Origin of the sequence: Paraburkholderia sp., from assembly GCF_026225065.1 — a bacterium.
In the GTDB taxonomy this organism is placed as follows: domain Bacteria; phylum Pseudomonadota; class Gammaproteobacteria; order Burkholderiales; family Burkholderiaceae; genus Paraburkholderia.
The window spans coordinates 1-7,916 of sequence record NZ_JAMFSB010000330.1 but is presented as its reverse complement, the minus strand read 5'-3'; the positions used below and the strand labels follow the sequence as shown (position 1 = coordinate 7,916).

The 7,916-nt window shown below is 62.9% G+C and carries 8 protein-coding genes; 3 read left to right on the top strand and 5 right to left on the bottom strand.

Annotated features, from left to right (window positions below; translation table 11 throughout):
• Nucleotides 1-41: 41 nt before the first annotated feature.
• Genes M0954_RS23340 through M0954_RS23330 form a run of 3 tightly spaced genes read right to left on the bottom strand, consistent with a single transcriptional unit; the run spans nucleotide 42 to nucleotide 3,173 of the window.
• A complete protein-coding gene (locus M0954_RS23340) occupies nucleotides 42-761 on the bottom strand; it encodes a histidine phosphatase family protein (protein ID WP_297355767.1) in 720 nt (239 codons plus the stop codon).
• A 58-nt stretch (nucleotides 762-819) separates the two neighbouring features.
• Nucleotides 820-1,608: an oxepin-CoA hydrolase, alternative type gene (locus M0954_RS23335; protein ID WP_297355764.1), complete on the bottom strand. Its 789-nt coding sequence runs from the start codon at nucleotides 1,606-1,608 to the stop codon at nucleotides 820-822.
• Complete coding sequence (locus M0954_RS23330; RefSeq protein ID WP_297355762.1) at nucleotides 1,605-3,173, bottom strand: 3-hydroxyacyl-CoA dehydrogenase; 1,569 nt, start codon at nucleotides 3,171-3,173, stop codon at nucleotides 1,605-1,607. Before M0954_RS23330 ends, M0954_RS23335 begins: the two co-directional genes overlap by 4 nt.
• 123 nt (nucleotides 3,174-3,296) lie before the next feature.
• On the opposite strand from M0954_RS23330, the gene M0954_RS23325 reads away from it, so the two are divergent.
• Nucleotides 3,297-3,944, top strand: a complete 648-nt coding sequence (locus M0954_RS23325) for a glutathione S-transferase (protein ID WP_297355760.1) — start codon at nucleotides 3,297-3,299, stop codon at nucleotides 3,942-3,944.
• A gap of 112 nt (nucleotides 3,945-4,056) precedes the next feature.
• On the opposite strand, the gene M0954_RS23320 is transcribed toward M0954_RS23325, so the two are convergent.
• The gene (locus tag M0954_RS23320; RefSeq protein ID WP_123384456.1) at nucleotides 4,057-5,229 is read right to left on the bottom strand and encodes a pyridoxal phosphate-dependent aminotransferase; all 1,173 of its coding nucleotides are present in this window, start codon (nucleotides 5,227-5,229) and stop codon (nucleotides 4,057-4,059) included.
• Nucleotides 5,230-5,306: 77 nt separating this feature from the next.
• Entirely contained in the window at nucleotides 5,307-5,819 is a 513-nt protein-coding gene (locus M0954_RS23315) for a putative toxin-antitoxin system toxin component, PIN family (protein ID WP_297355758.1), read from the bottom strand.
• Between the two features lie 56 nt (nucleotides 5,820-5,875).
• On the opposite strand from M0954_RS23315, the gene yaaA reads away from it, so the two are divergent.
• Together yaaA and M0954_RS23305 are read left to right on the top strand one after the other, a co-directional pair.
• Nucleotides 5,876-6,658, top strand: a complete 783-nt coding sequence (gene yaaA / locus M0954_RS23310; RefSeq protein ID WP_122154105.1) for a peroxide stress protein YaaA — start codon at nucleotides 5,876-5,878, stop codon at nucleotides 6,656-6,658.
• A gap of 101 nt (nucleotides 6,659-6,759) precedes the next feature.
• On the top strand, nucleotides 6,760-7,914 hold the full coding sequence (locus M0954_RS23305) for a M14-type cytosolic carboxypeptidase (RefSeq protein ID WP_122154106.1): 1,155 nt from the start codon (nucleotides 6,760-6,762) through the stop codon (nucleotides 7,912-7,914).
• Nucleotides 7,915-7,916 lie beyond the last annotated feature (2 nt).

The following is a 7,916-nucleotide window of genomic DNA, read 5'->3' as shown; positions in this document are numbered from 1 at the left end:
CTTCGTGGCTTCGCCCATTGTCTCCTCCAGTTGAGTGTTCGCTACGCTTCGCGCTTGTATTGGATGAACTGGGCGTAAAGCATTTCCATGGTCGTATTCCGCACGTCGCGATGCAGCGGCGACGGCGGCGAGTAGTTGAGCATGCGCAGCACCCAGTCGCGCGGAGTGGCACCTACGTCCAGTGCATTGATGCAGCCGGTGGCCTGCGAGAGATGGCCGAAGAACGTGCGCCCGCCCGCCGTGATGGCGTGCGACAGGATGGCGCGATTGACGCCGCCGTGCAGGACGAGCAGCACGGTGTTCCACGAGGTGTCGTCGCGCAGCGCCGCGATCGCCGGCAACACGCGATCGAACAGTTCGCCGATCGTTTCACCACCGAGGAAACGCGTGCTCTCCGGGACAACGCCGTCGAACACGGTGAGGAAAGCGGCTTCGATATCGGCCGCCGGGATGCTGCCCAGTTTGCCGCCGCGGATTTCCTGCAGCGCGGGGTCGATCTCAAGTTCGATGTGCTGGTGAGTTTCGGCGAGCACGCGCTGGGCAGTTTCGATGGTGCGCGGCAAGCCGCTGACGATCACCCGGTCGAAGCGAATCTGCTGTGCGGCGAATGCGTGGCCAGCCGCGCTGGCCTGGTCGCGGCCACTTGCGTTCAATGGCACCGTTTCCGGATCGATCGCGCGACCGGTGGCGTCGAAGTACGTCACGTCGCCATGGCGCATCACGTATATGCGGCGCCGCTTCGGCAGTTGGTAGTCAGGCATGACGGGCTCGCTGGTTCACTGGCTTATTTCACTGACTTGGTCATTGGCTCATGGAGGCTTATTTGTACTTCGGGGCGCGCTTTTCGAGGAACGCCGTGATGCCTTCGAGCGCGTCGCCGTGATGCAGCGAGGCGACGAAGTTGTCGCGCTCGGCTACCAGATGCTCGACGAGCGGCTGGGCGCTCGCGGCGGCGATCAGCGTCTTGATGCGCGCGGTGGCGTTAGGCGAGATCTTGCCGAGATCGTCGGCCCACGCGATGGCGGCGTCGCGCACCGTGCCGGGTTTGGCGAGACGGTTGACCACGCCGAGTTCGTGCAGGCGTGCGGCGCCAATTGGTTTTCCTTCGAGCAGGACTTCGGTCGCAAGTTGGCGGGGCAGCGCCTGCGCGAGGAACCATGAACCGCCGCCATCCGGCGTAAGACCGACACGCGCGTAGGACATCACGAACTTGGCATCGTCGGCGGCGACCAGCAGGTCGCAGGCGAGCGCGAGCGAGAAGCCGGCGCCGGCCGCTGCTCCTTCGACCGCTGCGATCACCGGTTTCGACGAAGCGCGCAGCGCGCCGATCCATTCGCCCAGCATATCGATGCTTTGCGCCTGCACGGAAGGGTCTTTCGCACGGTTCTCGAGTAGCCGGTTCAGATTGCCTCCGGCGCAAAAGAACTGATCCGCGCCGGTGAGTACCACGGCGCGCACCGACGGGTCACGCTCGGCGCTATCGAGTGCTTCGATGCCCGCGGCGTACATGTCGGGATGCAACGCGTTGCGTGCGCCGGGGTTTGACAGCGTCAGCACGAGTGTCGATTCGCTTTCGGCCGGTCGCGAGGTCAGGAGTTCGGCGCTCATGACTGGTTCTCCGCTTTGACTGAATTGGCCGCATCGGCTGCGTCGCCTTGGGTCAGCGAAAGGCCGAGTTGCGCGCGCCGCGCGAGCCACGGCGACGGACGGTAGCGCGGATCGCCCAGCACGCTGAACATATTACGCAGAATCGTGAGGATGGTTTTCGCGCCGAGTGCATCGCCGAGTGCGAGCGGACCGCGCGGATAGCCCAGACCGAGCGTCACGGCGAGGTCGATGTCATCGGGCGTGGCGATCTGCTTCTGTGCGATCTCGCAGCCGATATTGACGATTGTCGCCACCACGCGCTGCGCCACGAAGCCGGTCGAATCGCGGATCGCGGTGACGGGGATGCCGTCAGCAGCGAGTAACGCATGCGCCGTATCGCGTGCGGCCCGGGTCGTGGCCGGTGTGGTCATCAACGTGCGGCGTTGCGCTGCGACGAGCGGGAATAGCGCATCGACGGCGACGACGCGACTCGCATCGAGGCCTTCATCAACGGCAGCCGTGGTCGCGTCGTGACCGAACGGCGTGACGACGATAAGCGAGTCCGCGGCAGGCGTAGCGCCTTCGTCAAGCGTCACACCGGCCTTTGCAACTAGCTCTAGCACCGCCGCGCGCGCTTCGGGGTAACGCTTGCTGACCCACACGCGTTTAGGCAACTCAGTTGGCGCGGGCGCTTCGGCGGGCACCTGCTGCTTGCCGTCGTCGTAGCGATAAAAGCCTTCGCCGGTCTTGCGACCGATCAGGCCACCCGCGAGCCGTGTGCCGGTGATCGGCGACGGCGTGAAACGCGGCTCTTCATAGAACTGGTGATAGATCGATTCCATCACGGGATGCGAGACGTCGAGCGCAGTCAGATCGAGCAGCTCGAACGGTCCGAGCCGAAAACCCGCCTGCTCGCGCATGATGCGATCGATCTCGACGAAGCTGGCGATACCTTCACCCGCCACACGCAGGCCCTCGGTATTCATCCCGCGGCCGGCGTGATTGACGATGAAGCCCGGCATATCCTTCGCGCGCACCGGCGTGTGACCCATGCGGCGCGCGAGCTCCATCAGCGCATCGCCGGCGGCGGGATCGCTGCGCAGGCCGTCGATCACTTCAACGACTTTCATCAGCGGCACGGGGTTGAAGAAGTGATAACCGACCACGCGCGACGGGTCGGTGCAGCCGGCGGCAATCGCCGTGATCGACAGTGACGACGTATTCGACGCCAGCACACAGCGGCCGCTGACAATGGTTTCGAGTTCGCGAAAGAGCGTGCGCTTGACGTCGAGTTTTTCGACGATCGCTTCGACCACCAGATCGCAATCCGCCAGATCGCCGATCACTTGTGCACCGGAGACGTTGGCAAGGGCAGCCGCCGAGCGCGCCTGATCGAGCTTGCCTTTGGCGGTGAGCTTGGCGAAGATATCGGCGAGGTAATCGAGCGCCGCGCTCGCGGCGGCCGGGTTGGTGTCGTACAAGCGGACCTTCAGGCCTGCAAGGGCGGCGATCTGCGCGATGCCGCGGCCCATTGCGCCCGTTCCAACAATGCCGATAGTCTCGATGCCGTAATTGCGAGAGGTCATTGGGTTGTTCGACTCCATGGTTATTTTAGAATAGCACGATCGTACAATTTATTGGATGATTGATTCACAGGCCGCCAGCGATTCCAATGAGCGGTTCGACCACCTGTCAGACGGAGACACCTGATGATCAAACTGTGCGGCTTTGCACTGTCCAACTACTACAACAAAGTCAAATTCGTGCTGCTTGAACACGAGATTCCGTTCGAGGAAAGCCTCGTGATGACGAGCCAGGACGAGTCGCTGCTGGGGCACTCGCCGCTCGGCAAAGTGCCGTTTATCCAGACCGAGCAGGGCGATCTGTGCGAGTCGCAGGCGATCATCGAGTACCTGCACGCGCGCTTTCCTGAGAAAGGGATTTTCTCCGCCGACCCGTGGGAAGCGGCGAAAGAGCGCGAGCTGATTACGTTCATCGACCTGCACCTGGAACTGGTGGCGCGAGATCTCTATAAGGAAGCCTTCTTCGGCGGCACGTTGACCGACGCGACCAAAGGGCGGGTGGAAAAGCGGCTGACGCGTCACGTCGCCGGGTTCAAGCGGCTCTCGACGCTCGCGCCGTTCCTGCGCGGAGAGAAATTCAGTGTGGCGGATGCTGTGGGCTTCGTGAATCTGCCGCTCGTCGGACTGGCGACGAAGAGTATCTACGGACGCGACTTTCTGCTCGAAGCCGGCATCGACTGGAAGGGTTATGTGAAGGCGATCGGCGAACGCCCGGCGGCGCAGCGTGTGACGGCGGATCGCAAGGCTTATATCGCGGCAACCGCGAAGCAGTGAATGGTCTGAAGAGCGTTTTGCGTGGATCAGCGGCAACGGCGCGCATGCGCGCGCCGCAACCCCATGCGATGGCGAAGAACGCGGGTTCGTTCGCAGCATCGCGGGCGTCATGCTAGAGACGCGCCAGCCGGTCGAGCGCAGTAGCGAGCGTGCTTTCCTGCTTTGCGAAGCAAAAGCGCACGACGCCCGATTCATGCGACTCGTGATAGAACGCCGACACAGGAATCGCCGCCACACCGATTTCGCTGGTCAGCCATTGTGCGAAGTCGGCTTCGGGCAGATCGCTGATGGCCGAATAGTCGACGCACTGGAAGTAGGTGCCCGTGCAGGGCAACAGCTTGAAGCGCGAGTTCGCTAGGCCGGTGCGGAAGAAATCGCGTTTCTTCTGATAGAACGCCGGCAGGTCCAGATACGGCGCCGGATCGCGCATGTAGTCGGCGAGTCCTACCTGCATCGGCGTGTTGACGGTGAACACATTGAACTGGTGGACCTTGCGGAATTCGGCGGTCAGCGCCGCAGGCGCGGCCACGTAGCCGACTTTCCAGCCCGTCACGTGATAGGTCTTGCCGAAGCTCGACACCACGAAGCTGCGCTGCGCGAGCTCTGGATAGCGTGAAACGCTTTCGTGCGGCGCGCCGTCGTACACCATGTGCTCGTAGACCTCGTCGGAGAGGATCAGCACGTTGGTGCCGCGTACGATTTCTTCGAGCTTGCGCATGTCCTCGGCGCGCCAGACCGTGCCGGTCGGATTGTGCGGCGTGTTGATCAGCAGAAGACGCGTTTTCGGCGTGATCGCGGCGGCGAGTTTGTCGAACGGGATCTTGTACTCGGGTGCATCCAGCGTGACGAATACCGGCTTGCCGCCCGCGAGCTCGATGGACGGCAGGTAGCTGTCGTAGGTCGGCTCGACCACGATCACTTCGTCGCCGGGATGCACGGTGCACAGAATCGCGGTCAGCAACGCCTGGGTGGCGCCCGCCGTGACGGTGATCTCGCTGTTCGCGTCGTAGCGGCGGCCGTACAGGTTGGCGAGCTTGTCGGAGATGGCCTGGCGCAGCGGTGCGGCGCCTGCCATCGGCGGGTACTGGTTGTGCCCTTCGCGCATGGCTTTCGACACCGCGTCGACGATACGCGGATCGCAATCGAAGTCCGGAAAACCCTGACCTAAGTTCACGGCGCCTTTTTCCGCGGCGAGCGCGCTCATCACGGTGAAAATCGTGGTGCCGACGTTCGGCAGACGGGACGGAAACGACGGAATCATCGGCGTGTCGTGCGGTGAGTTCATGGCGCTGTCGGTGTTTATGCGGTGGTCTTGAAGACGGGCGAACTTCGATTGTAGGGAATTGGGTCGCGGCGCGTGCGTCAGGCCGGCACGGGCTCATCGGCCTGCAGCGCGCAGGCGGCGACGAACGGCGCCGGCTGGGCGATCTGGAAACCGAAGTCGCGGGCAATGCGGCGCGCGAGTTTCAGTACCGCACGGTCCTTCGACACCAGCCAGTCGGCTTTTGCCGCATAGGCTAGCTCGAGGAACTTCTGGTCGTCGCGGTCCTTGCATTTCGGCAGCGGGCGTACGTTCTCAGCGGGCGTGGCCGTCTGCGCGGGCACCGGTTCGGGCGTTGACTCGACGAGTTGCGTCAGGCGCGTCACGGTGGCGAGGGCTGCCGCCTTGTCGATCTCGCGCTTTACGAACTGCGGGTAGTCGAGCACGTAAGTGAGCTCCGCGAGGCAGCGCGCGTCGATCAACGCTTCGAGCGCGCCGCTCTCGAGGGCGGCGCGGATAGGACGCGTATGCGGATCGTCGAACACGAGGATGTCGATCCAGACGTTCGAATCGAGGACCACGCGCAGGGTGGGTGCGGCAGGGGAGACGGGCATTCGTTACAATCTGGCTTTCGTCATTAACGACAGGCACGGCGTGCCTGCAAGCCTCTATGATAATCGTTCTGTCGCCGGCGAAATCGCTCGACTACGAAACCCCTCCGCACGTCAAAAAGCATACGATCCCCGATTTTGTTGACGATGCTGCCGAATTGATCGGCGGATTGCGTCGTCTGTCGCCACAACAGATTTCCACGCTGATGGACATTTCCGATCCGCTCGCCCAACTCAACTTCCAGCGCTACGCTGAGTGGTCACCGAAGTTCGACACGCGCAATGCCAAGCAGGCGGTGCTTGCGTTCAATGGCGACGTGTACGAAGGGTTCGACGCGAAGACCTTGTCGTCAGCGGATCTGGACTTTGCGCAAAAGCACGTACGCGTGCTGTCTGGGCTATATGGACTGCTGCGGCCGCTCGATCTGCTGCAGCCTTACCGGCTCGAGATGAAGACGCGCTTTGCCAACGCGCGCGGCAAAGATCTGTACGCGTTCTGGGGCGAGCGCATCACGCAGGCCCTGAATGCGCAACTGAAGAAGAACGCGCGCGTGGCGCGGGTGCTGGTCAACTGTGCCTCGGGCGAATACTTCAAGTCGGTCAAGCCGAAGCTGCTGGAAGCGCCGGTGATCACGCCGGTGTTCGAAGACTGGAAGGGCGGCCGCTACAAGATCATCAGCTTTCACGCGAAGCGCGCCCGCGGCCTGATGGCGCGTTATGCGGTCGAGAACCGTCTTGATGCGCCGGAGCAACTGAAGGGCTTCGATGCCGAGGGCTACGCGTTCGACGCCGAGGCATCGAACGATTCGACTTTCGTATTCCGCCGCCGTATTGCCGAGTGACACCGGGCGAGCGCCTTAGCGAGTGGCTTAATGGGCGCTCATACTGAGCAGGTAAGCGGACCGCACCGATTGCAACGGGTACATAACCCGGGAAAAAGATCATGACACTCTCTATTACGAGCAACTTCGACGCAGGCGCGATCGAAGTTCTGTCCTGCGAGCAGGCTGACAACATCCGTCTGCGCGTACGGCCCGACAGCCGCGCCGACTTCGCGCAGTGGTTCTACTTCCGCTTGTCCGGCGCCCGGGGCGAGCGCTGCGTGATGACCTTCGAGAATGCCGCCGACTGCGCCTTTCCCGAAGGCTGGCGCGACTATCAGGCGGTGGCGAGCTATGACCGCGTGAACTGGTTCCGCGTCCCAACCTCGTACGACGGCCGCGTGCTGACGATCGACCACACGCCCGACTTCGACCGTATCTACTACGCGTACTTCGAGCCGTATGGCGAGGAGCGTCATTCGGAGTTTCTCGGCGCCGTGCAACAGATGCCGCAGGCGACGTTGACCGAACTGGGAGTGACGGTCGAGGGCCGGCCGATGTCCTTGCTCACGCTCGGCACGCCACACACCGGCGACGCGCCGAAAAAGAAGATCTGGATCATCGCGCGCCAGCATCCTGGCGAAACGATGGCCGAATGGTTCGTCGAAGGGATGGTCAAGCGCCTGGCTGGCTGGGGCGATTGGGCGGGCGATCCGGTTGCGCGCAAGCTCTACGACCATGCGGTGTTTTACATCGTGCCGAACATGAATCCCGATGGCAGCGTGCACGGCAATCTGCGGACCAACGCGGCCGGCGCGAATCTGAACCGGGAATGGATGGAGCCCGATGCGGCTCGCAGCCCTGAAGTGCTGGTGGTGCGCGACGCCATTCACGCGACCGGTTGCGACCTGTTCTTCGACATTCACGGCGATGAGGCATTGCCGTATGTGTTCGTGGCGGGTTCGGAGATGTTGCCGGGTTTCACCGAGCGGCAGGGGCAGGAGCAGAAGGCCTTTATCGAGGCGTTCAAACATGCGAGTCCCGATTTCCAGGACAAGTATGGCTACGCGGCGAGCAAGTATCGTGAAGATGCGCTGAAGCTGGCGTCGAAGTACATCGGCAAGGAATTCGGTTGCCTGTCGCTGACGCTGGAGATGCCGTTCAAGGACAACGCGAATCTGCCGGATGAGCGGGTGGGCTGGAATGGCGAGCGCAGTGCGTCGTTGGGTGCCGCGATGCTGCAGGCGATGTTGCGGCACTTGGAGACGTTTGCTTAGGG

Bases quoted from the DNA above. Each gene is read 5' to 3' on its own strand.
- M0954_RS23340 (WP_297355767.1), bottom strand. From the start codon at position 761: ATGCCTGACTACCAACTGCCGAAGCGGCGCCGCATATACGTGATGCGC.
- M0954_RS23335 (WP_297355764.1), bottom strand. From the start codon at position 1,608: ATGAGCGCCGAACTCCTGACCTCGCGACCGGCCGAAAGCGAATCGACA.
- M0954_RS23330 (WP_297355762.1), bottom strand. From the start codon at position 3,173: ATGACCTCTCGCAATTACGGCATCGAGACTATCGGCATTGTTGGAACG.
- M0954_RS23325 (WP_297355760.1), top strand. From the start codon at position 3,297: ATGATCAAACTGTGCGGCTTTGCACTGTCCAACTACTACAACAAAGTC.
- M0954_RS23320 (WP_123384456.1), bottom strand. From the start codon at position 5,229: ATGAACTCACCGCACGACACGCCGATGATTCCGTCGTTTCCGTCCCGT.
- M0954_RS23315 (WP_297355758.1), bottom strand. From the start codon at position 5,819: ATGCCCGTCTCCCCTGCCGCACCCACCCTGCGCGTGGTCCTCGATTCG.
- yaaA (WP_122154105.1), top strand. From the start codon at position 5,876: ATGATAATCGTTCTGTCGCCGGCGAAATCGCTCGACTACGAAACCCCT.
- M0954_RS23305 (WP_122154106.1), top strand. From the start codon at position 6,760: ATGACACTCTCTATTACGAGCAACTTCGACGCAGGCGCGATCGAAGTT.